The organism is Vibrio sp. 1F279, from assembly GCF_041439815.1.
GTDB lineage: Bacteria > Pseudomonadota > Gammaproteobacteria > Enterobacterales > Vibrionaceae > Vibrio > Vibrio tasmaniensis_A.
Window position 1 is genome coordinate 81,536 of sequence record NZ_JBGOOU010000008.1, and the last position, 19,248, is coordinate 100,783.

At 44.8% G+C, this 19,248-nt stretch carries 15 protein-coding genes; 5 read left to right on the forward strand and 10 right to left on the reverse strand.

The genetic code is table 11. The features are described 5' to 3' along the window. Positions 1 to 77 precede the first annotated feature (77 nt). The gene (purB, locus tag ACED60_RS08415; RefSeq protein ID WP_009848814.1) at positions 78 to 1,448 is read left to right on the forward strand and encodes an adenylosuccinate lyase; all 1,371 of its coding nucleotides are present in this window, start codon (positions 78 to 80) and stop codon (positions 1,446 to 1,448) included. Positions 1,449 to 1,760: 312 nt separating this feature from the next. On the opposite strand, the gene htpX is transcribed toward purB, so the two are convergent. Further along, positions 1,761 to 2,624, reverse strand: a complete 864-nt coding sequence (htpX, locus tag ACED60_RS08420) for a protease HtpX (RefSeq protein WP_017098153.1) — start codon at positions 2,622 to 2,624, stop codon at positions 1,761 to 1,763. A 277-nt stretch (positions 2,625 to 2,901) separates the two neighbouring features. Here htpX and ACED60_RS08425 point away from each other — a divergent pair, with 277 nt between their 5' ends. After that, positions 2,902 to 3,069, forward strand: a complete 168-nt coding sequence (locus ACED60_RS08425; RefSeq protein WP_009848816.1) for a hypothetical protein — start codon at positions 2,902 to 2,904, stop codon at positions 3,067 to 3,069. Between the two features lie 113 nt (positions 3,070 to 3,182). On the opposite strand, the gene bioD is transcribed toward ACED60_RS08425, so the two are convergent. The 4 genes from bioD to bioB are packed head-to-tail and all read right to left on the reverse strand — an operon-like array spanning position 3,183 to position 6,917. After that, positions 3,183 to 3,866: a dethiobiotin synthase gene (gene bioD, locus ACED60_RS08430; protein ID WP_135381592.1), complete on the reverse strand. Its 684-nt coding sequence runs from the start codon at positions 3,864 to 3,866 to the stop codon at positions 3,183 to 3,185. Next, positions 3,863 to 4,666 carry a malonyl-ACP O-methyltransferase BioC gene (gene bioC, locus ACED60_RS08435; RefSeq protein WP_135381593.1) on the reverse strand — a complete coding sequence of 268 codons (804 nt, stop codon included), beginning with the start codon at positions 4,664 to 4,666 and terminating at the stop codon, positions 3,863 to 3,865. Before bioC ends, bioD begins: the two co-directional genes overlap by 4 nt. Beyond that, positions 4,667 to 5,878, reverse strand: a complete 1,212-nt coding sequence (gene bioF / locus ACED60_RS08440; RefSeq protein ID WP_371727310.1) for an 8-amino-7-oxononanoate synthase — start codon at positions 5,876 to 5,878, stop codon at positions 4,667 to 4,669. Then, complete coding sequence (bioB, locus tag ACED60_RS08445; RefSeq protein WP_016792500.1) at positions 5,865 to 6,917, reverse strand: biotin synthase BioB; 1,053 nt, start codon at positions 6,915 to 6,917, stop codon at positions 5,865 to 5,867. Before bioB ends, bioF begins: the two co-directional genes overlap by 14 nt. Positions 6,918 to 7,076: 159 nt before the next feature. Here bioB and bioA point away from each other — a divergent pair, with 159 nt between their 5' ends. Together bioA and ACED60_RS08455 are read left to right on the forward strand one after the other, a co-directional pair. Further along, positions 7,077 to 8,360, forward strand: a complete 1,284-nt coding sequence (gene bioA / locus ACED60_RS08450) for an adenosylmethionine--8-amino-7-oxononanoate transaminase (RefSeq protein ID WP_371727311.1) — start codon at positions 7,077 to 7,079, stop codon at positions 8,358 to 8,360. Between the two features lie 455 nt (positions 8,361 to 8,815). Continuing rightward, complete coding sequence (locus ACED60_RS08455; protein WP_371727313.1) at positions 8,816 to 10,483, forward strand: response regulator; 1,668 nt, start codon at positions 8,816 to 8,818, stop codon at positions 10,481 to 10,483. Between the two features lie 110 nt (positions 10,484 to 10,593). On the opposite strand, the gene serS is transcribed toward ACED60_RS08455, so the two are convergent. The 5 genes from serS to lrp form a co-directional block, all read right to left on the reverse strand. Further along, positions 10,594 to 11,901, reverse strand: coding sequence for a serine--tRNA ligase (gene serS / locus ACED60_RS08460; protein WP_004734554.1), 1,308 nt, complete (start codon positions 11,899 to 11,901; stop codon positions 10,594 to 10,596). Between the two features lie 142 nt (positions 11,902 to 12,043). Beyond that, entirely contained in the window at positions 12,044 to 13,399 is a 1,356-nt protein-coding gene (locus ACED60_RS08465; RefSeq protein ID WP_017098146.1) for a replication-associated recombination protein A, read from the reverse strand. A 64-nt stretch (positions 13,400 to 13,463) separates the two neighbouring features. Continuing rightward, entirely contained in the window at positions 13,464 to 14,060 is a 597-nt protein-coding gene (gene lolA / locus ACED60_RS08470) for an outer membrane lipoprotein chaperone LolA (protein ID WP_371709126.1), read from the reverse strand. Between the two features lie 75 nt (positions 14,061 to 14,135). Further along, on the reverse strand, positions 14,136 to 17,273 hold the full coding sequence (locus ACED60_RS08475; RefSeq protein ID WP_371727314.1) for a DNA translocase FtsK 4TM domain-containing protein: 3,138 nt from the start codon (positions 17,271 to 17,273) through the stop codon (positions 14,136 to 14,138). 163 nt (positions 17,274 to 17,436) lie between these two features. After that, positions 17,437 to 17,931: a leucine-responsive transcriptional regulator Lrp gene (gene lrp, locus ACED60_RS08480; protein ID WP_004734558.1), complete on the reverse strand. Its 495-nt coding sequence runs from the start codon at positions 17,929 to 17,931 to the stop codon at positions 17,437 to 17,439. 156 nt (positions 17,932 to 18,087) lie between these two features. Here lrp and ald point away from each other — a divergent pair, with 156 nt between their 5' ends. After that, positions 18,088 to 19,212: an alanine dehydrogenase gene (gene ald, locus ACED60_RS08485; RefSeq protein WP_012604392.1), complete on the forward strand. Its 1,125-nt coding sequence runs from the start codon at positions 18,088 to 18,090 to the stop codon at positions 19,210 to 19,212. The last annotated feature ends 36 nt before the right edge of the window (positions 19,213 to 19,248 follow it).

Genomic DNA, 19,248 nt, shown 5'->3' on the forward strand with positions numbered 1-19,248 from the left:
CGCAATATGCGTGACAATTGAGATTGTTACTGGTATAAACCTCTCAAAATTTAGAAAATTCAATTCAGGAGAACACCATGGAACTGTCAGCATTGACTGCTGTTTCACCAGTAGACGGCCGTTACGGAAGCAAGACTGTTGCATTACGCAGCATCTTTAGTGAGTTTGGCCTACTAAAGTACCGCTCTATCGTTGAAGTTCGTTGGTTACAAAAGCTTGCAGCTACAGATGCAATCAAAGAAGTACCAGCGTTCAGTGCAGAAGCTAACCAGTTTCTTGATGAACTAGCTGCTAACTTCAGTGAAGAAGATGCTCTACGTATCAAAGAGATCGAGCGCACGACTAACCACGACGTTAAAGCGGTTGAGTACTTCTTGAAAGAGAAAGTTGCTGGCGTTCCTGAACTTCACGCTGTAAACGAATTTATTCACTTTGCATGTACTTCTGAAGACATCAACAACACATCTCACGCGCTTATGCTTAAAGAAGCTCGTGACACAGTGATTCTTCCAGAAATCCGTAACGTAATTGATGCTATCAAAGCGCTTGCGAACGAGTACCGTGACATTCCATTACTGTCTCGTACACACGGTCAGCCTGCTTCTCCTTCTACTATGGGTAAAGAGATGGCTAACGTTGCGTACCGTATGGAACGTCAATACAAGCAAATCGAAAACGTTGAGATCCTAGCGAAAATCAACGGTGCTGTAGGTAACTACAACGCACACCTTTCTGCATACCCAGAAGTTGAATGGCACCAGTTCAGCGAAGAGTTCATCACTGAATCTCTTGGCGTAACTTGGAACCCGTACACAACTCAAATCGAACCTCACGATTACATCGCTGAGCTTTTTGATGCAGTTGCACGTTTCAACACTATCCTTCTAGACTTCGACCGTGACGTTTGGGGCTACATCGCTCTTGGTCACTTCAAGCAGAAGACTATTGCTGGCGAAATCGGTTCTTCTACAATGCCGCATAAAGTTAACCCAATTGACTTCGAAAACTCTGAAGGCAACCTTGGTCTAGCAAACGCAGTATTCAGCCACCTTGCACAAAAGCTTCCAGTTTCTCGCTGGCAGCGTGACCTTACTGACTCTACGGTTCTTCGTAACCTAGGTGTTGGTGTTGGCTACGCTATCATTGCATACACTTCAACTCTGAAAGGTATTAGCAAGCTAGAAGTTAACCGTGAAGCGCTACTTGCTGAACTAGACAAGAACTGGGAAGTACTAGCAGAACCAGTACAAACAGTAATGCGCCGTTACGGCATCGAGAAGCCATACGAGAAGCTAAAAGAGCTAACTCGTGGTAAACGTGTAGATGGCGAAGGCATGCGTGCATTCATCGACGGCCTTGAAATCCCTGCAGACGAGAAAGTTCGTCTGAAAGAGATGACTCCAGCGAACTACATCGGTCAAGCAATCGAGCTAACTGACAAGCTGTAAGATTCGAATTTCGAATCACAGAATAGACTAAGGCTTCCCATGTGGAAGCCTTTTTGTTGAGCGGAAGAAAGTGTGCTTAGTACGCGCTGTCATCAAAAGAACACTAAGCACTCCCTACTTATTACCCTACACATGTCAGTCCGTGCGATATCAACCAATAAATATCGCAACGCTTCATCACTAGTAACCCTCTATCACCAGACACATATCCCTCGGAGACTTACTGTCTTGAACACCAAGATCAAAAAAGGCCTCCCGAAGGAAGCCTTTCAAAGGTCTCTTGTCGACTAGCGACTGAGAATTACGTAGCGATTACATGTTACGTAGAGATGCAATACGCTTGTCTAGTGGTGGGTGGCTCATCAGAAGCTCAGTAAGCGATTTCTTGCCGTTGATACCAAATGCCATCATAGAACCTTCTAGTTGTGGCTCATGGCTCACCTTTAGACGTTCTAGCGCTGCTATCATCTTCTCTTTACCTACTAAGTGCGCAGCACCTGCATCGGCATGGAATTCACGATGACGGCTGTACCACATCGTAATGAAGCTTGCTAAGAAACCAAATACCAATTCCAACACCATAGACACACCAAAGTACACCATCATGTTGCTGCCACCCTCTTCTTCGTTGTCATTCGACGCAACAATGTTGGCGATGAAACGAGATAGGAAGATAACGAACGTGTTCACCACGCCCTGCATTAGCGTCATGGTCACCATATCACCGTTCGCGATGTGACTCACTTCATGCGCTAACACCGCTTCAGCTTCATCACGCGTCATGTTGTGTAACAGACCCGTAGAGACTGCTACTAATGAATCATTACGCTTAGCGCCCGTCGCAAACGCGTTGATGTCTGGCGAATCGTAAATCGCCACTGTTGGCATACCAATACCAACTTGTTGAGACTGACGGCTTACTGTCTCCATCAACCAATGTTCGGTTTCGTTACGTGGACTTTCAATGACCATACCGCCTACCGATCGTAGCGCCATTTTCTTTGACATCATCAATGAAATGAATGAGCCACCAAAGCCAAATACTGCAGCCATCACCAATAAGCCTGATAGGCTACCAGGTTGCATACCTGTAACTGCGTATACAATATTAAGAACAACACTTAGTACCAATACAACCGCTAGGTTGGTTGCAAGGAACAACATTACTCGCTTCATTACTTATCTCCGCATGAAAGCTGTTTTTATAAAACTTATTATTATAGACAAGGCAGACAGCAATTTATTCCAACCTTGAAGACTTATACTTACTTATACATATAGTCTTAGATTAAGAAAACAAGGTTAAGCATTAAATTGCAACATTTGATTACGAGACCATATTCGAATCACCTCCAGTCTATTAGACCTAAGTCGTATGGTGTCGGTATAACAATCCGTTTACAGTGGCTTCAGATGATTTATTGGCTAGTCCATGTACAAAAAGGGAAGAATCATGGTTGAAGGTACTAACACTCAAATGGCTATCGATTTACTGTGCTGTCACCTAGGGATTACTGAAGAAGAAGCAAAAAAGCAGATTGGGATCCTAACACCGCAAGCGGCACAGACAAAAATCACAGAAACACAACAAGCACTAATGGGACTTACAAAAGAACACTAACCCATAGCGACTTGTTCAAAGGCCAGTTGTTTATAAACTCATGGCCAAAAGGCTTAACATAGCAAAAGGGCTGCAATCGCAGCCCTTTTCTTATTTAGTACACAAGGTGAGAATTAAAGCGCAAGCAAAGGCTGCACATCAATGTACTTACCAATGTTCTTAGACTTTGCTCTTGGCACATACGGAATTTCACCTAACTTCGGTGCACCTAGCTTATCTTCAAGCATCGCTATAATTTCAGCGTAATGTTCAGTACCTGGGTTAATGCGGTTTGCAACCCAACCCACTAGGTTCAGTCCATCAGCACGAATCACTTCTGCGGTTAGTAGTGCATGACTCAAACAGCCAAGCTTAATACCGACCGTCAATACCACTGGAAGCTGCTCTTTTTTGACCCAGCTAGACAAATATTCTTCATCAGAAACCGGTACACGCCAACCACCAGCACCTTCAACTAACACGATGTCAGAGTTTTGCTTATGCTCTGCCAACTTAGCTGATAATACGGTTTCATCAATCACCACACCATCATGCTTTGCTGCAATGTGTGGTGATGATGGTAGCAACAGCGCATACGGGTTAACGTCTTCGTAGGCGATATCTTGCGTCGCAGCTTCTTGAAGATGCAGTGCATCACTATTACGTAATCCCTCAGGGGATTGTTCACACCCTGCGGCAACTGGCTTGTAGCCTATTGTTGATAACTCTTGTGCGGCTAAAGCTTGAAGAATCGCTTTTGAAACCACAGTTTTTCCCACTTCGGTATCCGTACCTGCAATGAATAATGCATCAATCATAATTGAATAACCCCTAAACAAACTTGATATGTTGCTGGTAAGAAACCTTGATGGTTTTTAAACTCTCGATATTCCCGTTCAACAAGCTGCAACATGCGGCGACTTGTTAAACCTTGTGAGCGACCACTTACGTGATTAGCGCCGATACCTTTAAGGTCGCGCATCAGTTCAAACGCAGTGTCGTACCAAACGGTGATGGTGGGCAAGTCTAGTTGATGAGCCGTACAGCTAGATTGCGCTAACGCAATTTTTACCTGATTGATTGTAATAAAATGGTTAACGTGTTGATGTGCGTCAATTTTGGACCACGACTTCTTCAGTTCAAACAGTGATCCATCAAGCAAAGTTGAAAAAATAACACGGCCACCAACCGCTGTAACACGCTTCATCTCTCTCAAAGGCGACGATAAATCGTCACACCATTGCAACGCAAGGCTAGAGAAAACAATATCAAAAGCCCCATCTTCGAATGGCAATAGCTCGGCATCAGCTTGTCGATATAAAGAGACCATTGCGCCACAGCGCTGTTCGGCTTTTTGCAGCATTCCAACAGAAAGATCAGCACACACCACTTCAGCACCACGCTTTACCATCTGCTCAGAGAAGTAGCCAGTACCACAACCTAAATCGAGCACCTTTAAGCCAGAGAGGTCTCTCGGTAGCTTGTCTAGGAGTCGGTGGCCAACATCGCGCTGAAACTCAGCGTGTTTGTCATAGGTTGTCGCTGCTTTGCCAAAGGCTTCGGCAATCGCACTCTTATCTTGGCTTACGTAATTATCCACTACTGCTTCTTGTGACATTTACTGAGCCTCTTTCTTTAATTCAAAGTTCGATTCTAAGCTTGGTTTGATATTTAATTCGTCGTGTCGCTCCATTGCTTGAAGCAGAGAATTGGTTAACTGAAAAATCTGTTTCTGACTGTGGTTCGCCGTTAAGGTAATACGCAAACGAGCAGTCCCAATAGGCACCGTTGGTGGCCTTATTGCCGTTACCCAAACTTGGTTGCGCTTTAACTCTTCAGCAATAGATAGTGCTGCTTGGGCTTCGCCGATTAAAAATGGCTTGATCGGCGTCTGAGTATCAATAAAACCTTTCACATCATTCATCTGCTCTGCATAGAGAGCGCCTAACTCCGTGAATTTCTCACGACGCCACTCTTGCGTTTGAATCATCTGGCATGCATGAGACAAAGCCACCGCTTGTGAAGGTGGCATTGCCGTCGAATACACATGATGACGCGCAAACTGAGTTAAGTAATCACCCACTTCTGACGAACAAAGAATCGCAGCACCAGAAAGGCCAAATGCTTTACCAAAGGTCACCACCAAGATATCAGGTGAGATTTGTGCGGCGTTGCAACTCCCTGCCCCGTTATCACCTAATACGCCAATACCGTGGGCATCATCAACCACCAACCAACTGTCGTATTGATTAGTCAGGCTAGATATCTGGCTGAGAGGCGCTTGGTCGCCATCCATGCTAAACACACCTTCAGTCACGACTAACGATTGTGGAGACCGACCTAATAACGACTCTAGATGCTGCGTGTCGTTGTGCTTAAAGCGTTTCATGGTTGCAGGAGAAAGCATCCCCGCTTCCATCAAAGAGGCGTGATTAAGCTTGTCTTGCAGCAGAGTGTCGTCTTTTTCGAGCAGAGAAAATAACAAGGCTTGGTTCGCACTGAAACCAGAACTAAAGAGAATGGCACGCTCAAAGCCCAACCATTCACACAGCTGAGCTTCTAAATTTTGATGAGCAGGACTAAAACCCGTGACCAATGGCGATGCCGCACTGCCGGCACCATATTGGGAAAGTCCGGTTTGCCATGCATCGACCAGTTCAGGGTCGTTTGCCAAACCTAAATAGTCATTACTCGAAAAATTAATGAAGTTAGAACCTTCACTAGTAAGCAAAGGGCTATTGCTGTTTTCGAGTACCTTAAGTTGACGAGTTAACCCTTGCTCACAGCGATGAGCAAGGGCACTTTTGATGCGCGATTTAAACAGTGGCATCGTAGAACATGTCATCTTTCGTTGGACGAGCAGCAACGCGCTCCACCACTTGATCTAACAGTTCGTTTTCTTGAATTTCATCAGGCTTCTGAGCCACTTGTTGGCTGTTGATGCCTAACTTCTTAAACAGCTGCATGTCCGTGTCTTCATCTGGGTTTGGCGTAGTCAGTAGCTTACAACCGTAGAAGATAGAGTTCGCGCCAGCCATGAAGCACATCGCCTGCATCTGTTCATTCATATTCTCGCGACCTGCAGATAGACGAACCGCTGACATTGGCATCATGATACGAGCAATCGCAATCAACTTAATGAAGTCAAAAGATTCAACATCATCGACGTTTTCCATCGGTGTGCCTTTCACTTTTACGAGCATATTGATTGGCACACTCTCAGGGTGTACAGGAAGGTTCGCTAGCTCTACCAGCAGACCTGCACGGTCATTGGTACTTTCGCCCATACCAATAATGCCACCAGAACAGATCTTCATACCGGCATCGCGCACGTGAGATAACGTATCTAAACGATCTTGGTAAGTACGAGTGGTGATGATGCTGCCGTAGAACTCAGGAGACGTATCAAGGTTGTGGTTGTAGTAATCCAAACCTGCATCCGCTAACTCGCCGGCTTGATCTGGCGTTAACATACCTAGCGTCATACAAGTTTCTAGACCCATACCTTTCACACCTTTGATCATATCAGTCAGGTGAGGCATATCGCGTTCTTTCGGGTTTTTCCACGCCGCGCCCATACAGAAACGAGTCGAGCCTGCGTTCTTGGCTTTTTGTGCCGCATCCAAAACACGCTCGACTTCCATTAGGCGTTCTTTGTCGACATCCGTTCGGTAGTGAGCACTTTGAGGACAGTACTTACAGTCTTCAGGACAAGCACCAGTCTTAATTGATAGAAGCGTACTCACCTGCACGTGGTTGTGCTCTTGGTACTGTCTATGAACCACTTGAGCTTCAAACATTAAATCCATAAACGGTTTTTCAAGCAGCGCTGTTACTTCAGCAACTGTCCAGTCATGACGAACTTCCACGTGTCGATCCTTTTTTATTATTTGATGTTTCATCTCTATCAATAGAGATTGCATTTATGCTTGGCTAGTCTACCGACAAGCTTTAGACTGTCAACATATTGATAATATCAAAAGTTTACATCTGGTTATTTTTTAATCACACCAAGAATGGAAGTTACTATGGATCTCGCCTTTGATCGCCAGCATATCTGGCATCCCTACACATCAACGTTAACACCTCTGACCTGCTATCCAGTCACCAACGCAGACGGTGTTTACCTAGAATTAGAAGGCGGAAAACGAATTATTGATGGTATGTCATCTTGGTGGTCAACCATCCACGGCTACAATCACCCAGAGCTAAATGCTGCAGCTCACAGTCAAATCGATAAGGTTTCACACGTTATGTTTGGTGGTATCACTCACCAGCCCGCTATCGATCTATGTAAGAAGCTTTTGAATCTCGCGCCAAGTAATCTTGAGCATGTATTTTTGGCCGATTCAGGTTCAGTAGCCGTAGAGGTTAGTCTCAAGATGGCACTGCAATATTGGCACGCTAAAGGACAACCTCGTTCAAAGTTCCTCACACTAAGAGATGGTTACCACGGTGATACCTTTGCGGCGATGTCAGTGACCGACCCTGACAACTCGATGCACAGCCTCTACAAAGGCTTTTTGCCTGAACACATTTTCGCTGATTCTCCAAAAACAGGTTTTTGGGAACAATGGGACGCTAACGACATAAACAGCTTTCGAGAAAAGCTGGCAGCACACCATCAAGAAGTCGCAGCCGTGATCTTAGAGCCTATCGTGCAAGGGGCTGGCGGCATGCGCATCTACCATCCTGAGTTCCTAAAACAGGTTCGCTTACTGTGTGATGAATTCAATGTATTACTGATCTTGGATGAGATTGCGACCGGATTTGGCCGCACAGGGAAACTGTTCGCTTGTGAGCATGCCGATGTCAAACCGGACATCTTATGCGTAGGCAAGGCTTTAACTGGTGGCTATATGACATTGTCAGCGACGCTGGCGAGTAAAGAAGTTGCTGACACGGTATGTGGCGGTGAAGCGGGCTGCTTTATGCACGGGCCAACATTCATGGGTAATCCATTAGCTTGCGCAGTCGGTGCGGCAAGTTTATCCATCATCGAGCAAGGTCATTGGAAAAATAAAACTCAACAGATCGAACAGCTTTTCTCTGAGTTGCTACCACCGTTGCGAGAGCATGATCTTGTCAAAGACGTCCGTTGGCTGGGCGCTATTGGCGTTGTTGAAACCCACACACCAGTCGATATGGAAACCATCCAAGCGCACTTTGTAGAGCAAGGCGTTTGGATCCGTCCTTTTGGCAAATTGATTTATATGATGCCTCCATTTATCAGCGAACCTGCGCATATCGAGAAACTTGTTTCAGCCATTGATAAAGCTCTACAACAATCAGCTTGCTTCAAGTCAAATTGATTTAACAAACATCATTTAAAAAACCGGTAGCCGCCCATAAAATACTAACGGCGGCTTATCCTTCACGTGAAAAACCAGACAGCAAATACACCCCAAGCCATTGTTTTATCTTTGATTTGAACTCGAAAACCCCACAAATAAATTTAATCCTTTCCAGAAAAATAATTAGCAAAAGAGTGTTACCTATCGGGTAAAAAGCCGTCATAAAATACGCGCCATTTTGGTACTGAATATAATGAATGACCTTCCTTATTCGAGTCCATCTCAAAATCAAATTAGCCAATATTTTTAACTCCTATTAGATAAAAATATTCGCAAACAAAGAATCCAATTCTAGCGAAGGCTTATATCAACTTCGTAGAAACCTAACGCTTCTTGTTTTGTCGGTCGTGCAAAACATCAAGACAATCCGCAATAGCTACGTAATTCACGTCAGTAAATAATTTAAAGTAAGCATGAAATTAACCCAACTAAATTCACTTATCATTGATGACTCAACGATAGTGTTATCAACTATTCGTAACATGCTGGTTCATATTGGTTTTTCAGAACGTTTGATTGCCATTGCGAAATCACCTCGTGTTGCAATGACCATCACGAATGACACAACTTTTGATGTCATCATTTGTGATTATAACTTTGGTAACACGATCAACGGCAAACAGCTATTTGAAGAATTGAAGCAAGCCAACAGATTAAAAGATGACGGAATATTTATTCTTGTTACAGGTGAAAATTCAGCTCTATCGATACGCCCTATCCTTGAACTACGACCTGACAACTATTTGTTAAAACCGTTTAACCGCGAAACTCTAAAACAGCGCATCACCAGTTCCTTAAGGAAGAAGCTGATTTTACAAGACATTTATAAGGCTGAGAGAGAAAATAACTATGAAGCGGGCCTAGAGCATTGCGAAGGGCTTGCCGCGTTTCATCCCGAATACTTCGCAACAATCCAGCAATTTCGAGGGAGCTTTCTATCAAAACTAGAGCTCTACGAGGAAGCCAAGAATGTCTATCAGAAAGCGATAGATGAAGGCAGTTTTGATTGGGCTCAAGCAGGATTAGCAAACAGCCTTGCGAATTTGGGGCAGCTTAGCGAAGCACAGTCGATGATTGAAAGTTTGATCAATTCTGCGCCAACCTGCACTTTGTATCGAGACCAAGCAGCTCAAGTAAACCTGATCAGCAATAAGGTTCCGGCAGCCATTGCTCACTTCAAGTTAGCGAGTAAACTAACACCAGGTAACTCTGAGAGAGAGCTTGCAATCGCAAATCTATGCTTATCGGTTAATGATACTAAAACAGCGCTATTCCACTACCAAAACCATGTGCAAATCAATAAGGACACCTTTCGAGACAACCTATATATGAAGCTAAGTCATATACGATTCTTGCTCTATTGCGCCTCAGATGGCATCGATAAGCAAGCGAATTTGGGTCACGTCAATTACTTAATTTCGAAGATCCCTACCGAGGCAAGATCAGGGCTTCAAACTGACTTAGCACTTATCGCAGCTCACATCGCGATGGAAGCTAACCAATATCAAAAAGCAGTCACTATACTAACCGCATTGCACGATAAGAATGACTTTGATGCCTTCCCTGTGATTTATCACCATGCATGGTTATTGGATAGGATGAGCTGTGAAAACGAGTTTAAAATTGCGGAAAACCGTTGCAGCATGTTGATAGTGAAAACAGCGAGCGAGACAGTGGTTTCAAGTCAGATAACGATGTGCACTGAGATGAAACATCGCAACACCGCAAAAATGAACTGGCTCAAAGAGAAGAATATCGGCATCAAACTAGCAAAGTCAGACTACAAACAGGTGCTTGTGGCTTACTTAGATATTCATAAACGATGTCCGATGATCAAGAACGTATGTATGAATACGATAAAATTGCTCTCTGTTATTTGGCCTGATTCAATGGGTGCAAAACAAGTGCTAACCATCATCAAGCAATGTGACGAAGTGATCACACAGCTTTATACGATTGATGAGCTGACACAAAACAACTATCAAAACTATTACCGAAAGGCGCTTCTGGCATGTAAGCAAGCAGACTTGGCCTGGAAACAAGCAAACAATACTTCCGAGGCTGCCTTCTCATATATGTAGCTTCTATTTAAACAACGTCCGCATACAAAAAAGGCTTTGCCATTACAGCAAAGCCTTTTAAATATTCTAACAAGTCAGATTAATCTAAATTTGATTAACCAAAATTGGCATTAGCCGATGTGCGTTACGCCGCCCATGTATGGTTGAAGTACTGTTGGGATAGCAATACGGCCATCTGCTTCTTGGTTGTTCTCAAGAATAGCAACCATAGTACGACCAACAGCAAGACCAGAACCGTTAAGTGTGTGTACAAGTTCAGGTTTCTTCTCGCCTTTACGACGGAAACGAGCTTGCATACGACGCGCTTGGAAATCCCACATGTTTGAACAAGAAGAAATTTCACGGTATGTCTCTTGTGCTGGAACCCAGACTTCTAAGTCGTAAGTTTTCGCAGAACCGAAGCCCATGTCACCCGTACATAGAATCACTTTACGGTAAGGAAGCTCTAGAAGTTGAAGTACTTTCTCAGCGTGACCTGTTAGCTCTTCAAGCGCTGCCATTGAGTCTTCTGGCTTAGTAATTTGTACTAATTCAACTTTGTCGAATTGGTGCATACGGATAAGACCACGAGTGTCACGACCGTAAGAACCCGCTTCAGAACGGAAACATGGAGTGTGAGCTGTCATCTTAAGTGGCAGTTCAGCTTCATCAGTAATCGTGTCACGAACCATGTTCGTTACCGGTACTTCCGCAGTAGGGATAAGCGATAACGTCTTAAGCGGTACATCACTTACTTGCTCAGTTAGCGGGCTTGTGTGGAACAAGTCTTCGCCGAACTTAGGAAGTTGACCAGTACCGTATAGGCTATCGTGGTTCACTAGGTACGGTACGTACATTTCTGTGTAGCCGTGCTCATCAGTGTGAAGGTCCAGCATGAACTGAGCAATAGCACGGTGTAGACGTGCGAATTTGCCTTTCATCACGATAAAACGAGAACCAGAGATTTTAACTGCGCTAGCAAAATCAAGACCGCCAGACATTTCGCCAAGATCCACGTGATCTTTCACTTCGAAGTCGTAAGTCTTAGGTTGACCCCAACGAGAAACTTCTACGTTGTCGTCTTCATCTTTACCATCTGGCACTTCTGCGTCAGGTAGGTTAGGTATTGACATTGTGATCGTTTCTAGCTCAGATTGAAGCTCAGCCAATGTTACTTTAGCTTGGTCTAGTTCTGCGCCTAAGTTGCCTACTTCTGCAAGGATACGCTCAGCTTCTTCATGGTCGCCTTTTGCTTTCGCTTGACCAATGGACTTCGATCGAGAGTTACGTAACGCTTGTAGCTCTTCAGTTTTCATCTGAAGGGACTTACGTTTTTCTTCAAGTTCACGAATTGTCTCTACATCAAGGGTGAAGCCTCGACGTGCTAATTTTGCCGCTGTTTCATCCAGCTCAGCTCGAAGTAATTTAGAATCCAGCATTGCTAATCCTATGCTTTAGTTATTTGAATATTCAGTAGATTGCTACTGAATCACTGCTAAACCCCTAAAACTGGTGCTATTTCGACCAATTTGTAACGATTTAATTGAATTTTTATGACTAGGTAACGATATCCAAAAAAGACTACTTTTCATAGCGTTTTTGTGGGCTTTTTGCGTCCAAATCCGCCAGATAATCTAGCTTCTCGCCAATTTTGGTCTCTAAGCCTCGTTTTGTTGGGAAATAGTATTGTGTTTCGCCCATTTCAGGCGGCAAATACTTTTCTCCAGCGGCGTAGGCACCTGGTTCATCATGAGCATAACGGTATTCTTGCCCGTAGCCCATGTCCTTCATCAAAGTTGTGGGTGCATTACGTAAATGATGAGGGACTTCATATTCAGGAAGGTTGTGAGCATCCGTTAAGGCTTGCTTCCAAGCCGTGTAAACAGCGTTACTCTTTGGCGCACACGCTAGATAGACAACCGCCTGCGCAATCGCACGCTCCCCTTCTGCTGGGCCAATACGCGTGAAGCAATCCCAAGCCGACATTGCGACCTGCATTGCTCTTGGATCAGCATTACCAATATCTTCAGAAGCAATCGCCAGCAAGCGTCTTACTATATACAAAGGGTCACAACCCGCTGCAATCATTCGCGCCGACCAATACAACGCAGCATCGGGATTAGAGCCTCGAATCGACTTATGAACGGCGGAGATTAGGTCGTACCAAATATCACCCTTGTTATCGAAACGAGCAACCTTCTCACCAGCCACCTCAGCTAACAACTGCAATGTTATCGCTTTCTCGCCTTTGTCGTTGTCTTCCGCCATGTCATACAGCAGCTCTAGATAGTTGAGCGACATACGTGCATCACCGTTGACCAGCTCCGCAAGACGATCTAATACGTTATCAGCAAAATCAGCCGACACATCACCCAAGCCACGCTGTTTATCTTCAATGGCTTGGCGAATGACGAGGGAGATATCCTCAGTATTAAGCGAAGTCAGTTTGTAGACACGCGCACGTGATAACAAAGCGTTGTTTAACTCAAAAGAAGGGTTTTCTGTGGTCGCGCCGATAAACGTAACCGTGCCATCTTCGATATGAGGTAAGAACGCATCTTGCTGACTTTTATTAAAGCGATGGACTTCGTCCACAAATAGAATCGTTCTACGCCCTGCTTGCTTGTTCTCACGCGCTTTTTCAATGGCGATACGAATGTCTTTTACACCCGAAGTCACTGCTGACACGCGCTCGACTTCTGCATTGGCGTAATTAGCTGCCACTTCTGCCAGCGTGGTTTTACCGGTGCCCGGAGGCCCCCATAAAATCATGGAGTGGATATGGCCCGCCTCCAACGCTCTGCGAAGGGGTTTACCTGGACCTAATATATGCTGCTGACCAATATACTGTTCAACAGTTTCAGGTCTCATACGAGCAGCAAGGGGACGAAAATCTTCGTCCCCCGCAAAATCTAAGCTGTAATTACTCAATTGCAATCTCTTGATTCGTTGATGGCATCAATACCTATCGACTTACTACCAAACGATCTGCCAGTTTGGATCAGTTTCTTTGGTCGTCGACCTCGACACCTTCCGGCGCCACAAAAGTAAAGCGGTCAGCAGCAGGTTTACCTAAGTCAACATTGTTAAAGGTAAACTCACCTTTTTGGCCGTCTTGTTCAATCACATTAAAGCCCTGAACAATGCCTTTCTTGGTGATGTTAATCTGGAAATCGCCCTGATTAGAGTCCACAGCCGTTGGCGTTAGCGTAAATTGGTTACCCGTTTGCGCGACGTTGTAGTTGTCCCAATCGCTTTCTTGGTTACGAGTCAGCAATACAAATGGCGTTTGCGATGTGGCTTGTTCTTGCCAGTAAATGCTCACTTGTTCAATGAACGGACTGTAGTACCACAAGCTTTGACCATCAGAGACCAATAGGTTTTCATCAGGGAAAGTCGTTTCCCAACGGAACAAGCTAGGGCGTGCAATCTCTACTGTGCCCTCGCCTTCCATCACAACATCACCGTCAGGGCTGGTGACAACTTGTTTAAAGTCAGCGCTAAAACCTGCATTCAGCGACAAGCGGCTACTCAACTCTTCTTTCGGAGAAGCAAATACTGAGAAGCTCATAAATAAAAGTGCGAATACTTTTTTCATCAATAATCCTGTTAGAACATAAGTCGGTCATGTTTTGGTTTTGACCGACTGAATAGTTATGAGTTCCTATTGGAACTAATCTTTTGGTGGCGCTGGCGCCAAGACTTCTCGGTTACCGTTATGTCCTGGAGCACTGACAATACCTTGAGCTTCTAATTGCTCGACAATTCGTGCGGCACGGTTGTAGCCGATCTTAAATCGACGTTGCACACCAGAAACCGAACCTCGGCGTGAATGAACAACATGTTCGACAACTTGATCAAACAGAGGATCGACTTCTTCATCGCCTTCCATCTTCTCACCCGGCAATAGTGTTTCTGGGGTTTGGTCGCCGTTCGTAATCTCTTCAATATAGTTTGGCTTACCACGTGCTTTCCAGTTATTCACGACCGCGTGTACATCATCATCAGATGCAAACGCACCGTGTACACGAGTTGTGTGGCTTGAACCCGGTGGTAAGTACAACATATCACCCATACCCAATAATGATTCTGCACCACCTTGGTCAAGAATCGTTCGAGAGTCCGTTTTGGTTGATACAGTAAAGGCTACACGTGTCGGGATATTGGCTTTAATAAGACCCGTAATAACATCCACTGACGGGCGCTGAGTCGCTAGGATCAAGTGAACACCCGCCGCACGTGCTTTTTGTGCCAAACGAGCAATCAATTCTTCAACTTTCTTACCAACTACCATGATTAAATCGGCGAATTCATCGACGACAACTACGATGTAAGGCAGTTTTTCCAATAATGGTGCTTCAGGGTCCATGCTGTCGCCCGGTTTCCACAGAGGATCATGAATTGGGTGACCCGCTTCCGCAGCCATCTTCAATTTGTCGTTGTAGCCTTTAATGTTACGAACACCAAGTGCCGACATCAGTTTATAACGACGTTCCATTTCGCCAACACACCAACGAAGGGCGTTAGACGCATCTTTCATGTCGGTAACGACTTCAGACAATAGATGTGGAATACCTTCATAGATAGACAATTCCAACATTTTCGGGTCAATCATGATGAAACGAACGTCTTCAGGCGATGCCTTGTAAAGCATACTCAAGATCATCACGTTCACACCCACCGACTTACCAGAACCGGTGGTACCTGCAACCAGTACGTGTGGCATCTTCGATAAATCAGCAATAACCGCTTCACCTGCAATATCTTGTCCTAGAACAACGGTCGTTGGTGACGTCGCTTCTTGGAACTGAGGGCTACCTACCACATCGGAGAAGAATACGGTTTGACGGCTCATGTTCGGCAATTCCAAACCAACATAAGGTTTACCCGGTATTACCTCTACGACCCGCACTGCCAATGCAGAAAGTGAACGCGCTAAGTCCATAGAAAGACCAGAAATACGGCTCACTTTCACGCCAGGAGCCAGATCGAGTTCGAATCGAGTGATGACAGGGCCAGGGAAGATATCAACCACATCTGCCTTTATCTTGTAGTCCGCTAGCTTCGATTCAACAAGACGAGCAATCGCCTCTAGTGCATCGCGGTCAATAAAGGTTTCACGTTTTTCAGGGTGGAACAACAGCTCAAGTGTTGGCAATGGCTCGGCAGGTTTGGGCAAATTCACATCTTGCTGTACCAAGAACGGGTTTTGTGTCGCCGCCATATTCGCTTGCGCTTCAGATACCAGATTTTGGAATGCTGCTACATCTTGGTCTTGGTGCGCAGACTCATCTTCCGAGACCTCCTCCCATGGAAGATCAACAGCAAGCTCTTCAGTTTGTTCGTTAGCTTGCTCAAACTCCGCATTACCTTGTTGGGCAGCTAAAGGCTCTTGTTGCTCAGTATTAACATCTTCAATCGATACCGGTTGGAACACTGAAGCTTGTTCATCTTGCTCTTCCGCCATATCAAACGGAGATGCTTGCACAGAAGAATCGTCTTCGATTGTTTCTTCTGTTTCATCCACTGGCGAAGCATATAAAGATTCAGGCTGAACGTCTTCTGCACCGAGTTCACCCTCGACTTCAGAGGAACTATCCGTTGCTGTTTCAGCACTATCAAAGTCACTATGAGTTGGACTAACTTCTGCTTGTTCGTTTTGCATGTATTGTTGATACGCAACCTGAGATTCATGTGCGTCAACTTGCTCTTGAGCCGCTAGATCATCTTCATACATTGCAGCATTCTCTAGCTGCTCTATCGTTGCATTCAACTGCTTCGAGCGCTCAATGCCCTCTTCCAAAGGCTCTTCTGGCGCTTGGTAAACAGGCGCAGCAGGGATCGGCTCAGGTTCAACTTCAGGTTGACGTTGAATATCAGACACTTCTTGAGCTGAAGCGTCTTGCTTCGCTGGCGCCTCGACAGGCATATGAATATTGTAATGGCGCTTCGGCGACGCGGCACTGTCTAGCGCATTTGTAGCCTCGCCTGAAGACTCATTGGTCGCTGAGAAGCTCATCGCAGGATCTAGTAGATCATGCTCTTTTGATTCTTTGTTATCTTCTAAAGCAGGAACATAACGGTAACTCGGCTCTTGATGACGTTCTTCGATTAAATCGCGGTCTGCCGATTCTGTTAACTGAGGTTCAAGCAGCTCTTGATCTTGGCCGCGCGCCTTATTAACGGCTGACGTAAAGGATTTGATTGCACACTCGCCTAACCATTCAACAATACTTAACCAGGAAATGCCCGTTAATAGGGTAAAGCCAGCTCCCCATAAGAAAAGAAGAACCAACGTACTGCCCAGAACGTTCAGCGTTGGAAGCGCAAGACTTGTTAATACATCACCGACTACACCGCCAGATGAAAAGTACCAAATATCATCGAAGTTGATATCCGCTAAACCACAACTAGTAAGAATAAGGACAGTCAGTCCAAGTAAACGAGTACCCCACAGCATGAAATCGATCTGCTCATCTTCATTACGTTTACGGAATAATACCCACGCAGCAACCGTCACCAAGATAGGTAAAGGATAAGCTAAAGAACCAAACACAAAGAAAAGCGTATCCGCCAACCATGCACCTACGTAGCCTCCTGCATTTTGAATATCACCACCCCAAGCCGTTTGCGACCATGATGGGTCAGCAGGGCTAAAAGTTAATAACGCAACGGCAAGTAGAATAGAGAAGAGAACACCTAGAATTAGGCTGCACTCTTTTAGACGTTGAGAACCACTTAAACGAGGAGACTGAGGCTCTTCACTCGTTTTAATGATTGTTTCTACTTTATTACTGCTCTGCTTGAACATAAACCAACTTAATAATTAAACGGGATAAAAACATCTCGAGCGGCAATAGCCGCTCGTTTCAATGAAACTACTGTTGATTTAACCATATCAAACAGAAAAACCCAATTCCAGAAAGCAAGAAAGCGGAACAAATGTCCGCTTTCTTTCATTTCACCAATTGTGATTAACGAGTTTTAATCACAAGTTGATTGGTTTGTTTCACTTCTTCCATTACAACGTAAGTTCGAGTGTCGTTTACGCCTGGTAGACGAAGTAACGTATCACCCAGTAGCTTACGGTAAGCACCCATATCAGATACACGTGTTTTTAGAAGATAGTCAAAATCACCCGACACTAAATGACACTCTTGGATGTCATCCAGTTTCTGCACAGCGGTGTTGAATTGTTCGAACACATCTGGCGCACCACGGTTCAACGTAATTTCAACAAACACTAAAAGTGAAGCATCAAGGTACTGTGGGTTCAGCAATGCTGTGTACCCAGTAATGTAACCTTGACGCTCTAAACGACGAACACGCTCAAGACATGGAGTTGGAGAAAGTCCTACTCGTTTTGAGAGTTCAACGTTTGAGATACGACCGTCTTTTTGCAACTCATTAAGAATGTTGCGGTCAATACGATCTAGTTCCTTGGACGGCTTCTTATAATTGTCTGCCATTTTTTATTCCACCTTATTACTTCCTTGCAAAAAAATATACTACAACTTTTTAATATTCAGTATCAAATTTTACTTAAACATATCTATACTAGATATTAATTCGACAGAATTACCCTACACATAGATAAAACAACCAAAATAAAATGAGGAGTCAGGATGATCATTGGCGTACCTAAGGAAATCAAGAACCACGAATACCGCGTTGGTATGACCCCAGCTAGCGTGAGAGAACTAATCTCACACGGCCACCAAGTTTTTGTAGAAACCAATGCCGGTAATGGTATCGGTTTTTCAGACGATGATTACATCGCTGTAGGCGCATCCATTCTTCCTACTGCTGCTGACGTTTTCGCGAAAGCAGAAATGATTGTAAAGGTTAAAGAACCTCAAGCTGTCGAGCGAGCTATGCTTCGCGAAGGGCAAATATTATTTACCTATTTACACCTTGCACCAGATTTTCCACAAACGGAAGAGCTAATCAAGAGCAAAGCTGTCTGCGTAGCCTATGAGACTGTAACAGATAATATGGGTCGCTTGCCACTATTAGCACCAATGTCTGAAGTCGCTGGTCGCATGTCTATTCAAGCAGGTGCACAAACACTAGAGAAATCTAACGGTGGTTGTGGTCTTCTTCTTGGCGGCGTTCCAGGTGTTGAGCCAGCAAAAGTTGTTGTTGTTGGCGGCGGTGTTGTTGGTGCTAACGCAGCACGTATGGCTGTTGGCCTTCGTGCAGACGTAACCATTCTTGATCGCAACGTAGATACGCTTCGTCGTCTTGATGAAGAATTCCAAGGTCGCGCAAAAGTGGTTTATTCTACTGAAGACGCTATTGAGAAGCATGTTCTAGAAGCAGACCTAGTGATTGGTGCAGTACTAATCCCAGGCGCAGCCGCTCCTAAACTTGTTACAAAAGATCACATCGCTAAGATGAAGCCAGGTTCAGCAGTTGTTGACGTTGCAATCGACCAAGGTGGTTGTTTCGAAACTTCACACGCGACAACTCATGCCGATCCAACTTACATCGTTGATGACGTAGTTCACTACTGTGTTGCTAACATGCCAGGTGCCGTTGCTCGTACTTCTACTTACGCACTAAACAATGCAACACTTCCTTACATTGTTAAGCTAGCGAACAAAGGTTACCGCGAAGCACTTCTATCTGATGAAGGTTTCCTAGAAGGTCTAAACGTAATCCACGGTAAAGTGACTTGTAAAGAAGTTGCAGAAAGCTTTGACCTAGAATACGTAGCGCCTGCAGAAGCAATCGCGATGTTTAACTAATGATGTAATGGCTAACTGAACGCAATAACCTTCTCG

What these genes read in the sequence shown, in the direction of transcription:
- purB (WP_009848814.1), top strand. Translation starts at nt 78, where the DNA reads ATGGAACTGTCAGCATTGACTGCTGTTTCACCAGTAGACGGCCGTTAC.
- htpX (WP_017098153.1), bottom strand. Translation starts at nt 2,624, where the DNA reads ATGAAGCGAGTAATGTTGTTCCTTGCAACCAACCTAGCGGTTGTATTG.
- ACED60_RS08425 (WP_009848816.1), top strand. Translation starts at nt 2,902, where the DNA reads ATGGTTGAAGGTACTAACACTCAAATGGCTATCGATTTACTGTGCTGT.
- bioD (WP_135381592.1), bottom strand. Translation starts at nt 3,866, where the DNA reads ATGATTGATGCATTATTCATTGCAGGTACGGATACCGAAGTGGGAAAA.
- bioC (WP_135381593.1), bottom strand. Translation starts at nt 4,666, where the DNA reads ATGTCACAAGAAGCAGTAGTGGATAATTACGTAAGCCAAGATAAGAGT.
- bioF (WP_371727310.1), bottom strand. Translation starts at nt 5,878, where the DNA reads ATGCCACTGTTTAAATCGCGCATCAAAAGTGCCCTTGCTCATCGCTGT.
- bioA (WP_371727311.1), top strand. Translation starts at nt 7,077, where the DNA reads ATGGATCTCGCCTTTGATCGCCAGCATATCTGGCATCCCTACACATCA.
- ACED60_RS08455 (WP_371727313.1), top strand. Translation starts at nt 8,816, where the DNA reads ATGAAATTAACCCAACTAAATTCACTTATCATTGATGACTCAACGATA.
- serS (WP_004734554.1), bottom strand. Translation starts at nt 11,901, where the DNA reads ATGCTGGATTCTAAATTACTTCGAGCTGAGCTGGATGAAACAGCGGCA.
- lolA (WP_371709126.1), bottom strand. Translation starts at nt 14,060, where the DNA reads ATGAAAAAAGTATTCGCACTTTTATTTATGAGCTTCTCAGTATTTGCT.
- ACED60_RS08475 (WP_371727314.1), bottom strand. Translation starts at nt 17,273, where the DNA reads ATGTTCAAGCAGAGCAGTAATAAAGTAGAAACAATCATTAAAACGAGT.
- lrp (WP_004734558.1), bottom strand. Translation starts at nt 17,931, where the DNA reads ATGGCAGACAATTATAAGAAGCCGTCCAAGGAACTAGATCGTATTGAC.
- ald (WP_012604392.1), top strand. Translation starts at nt 18,088, where the DNA reads ATGATCATTGGCGTACCTAAGGAAATCAAGAACCACGAATACCGCGTT.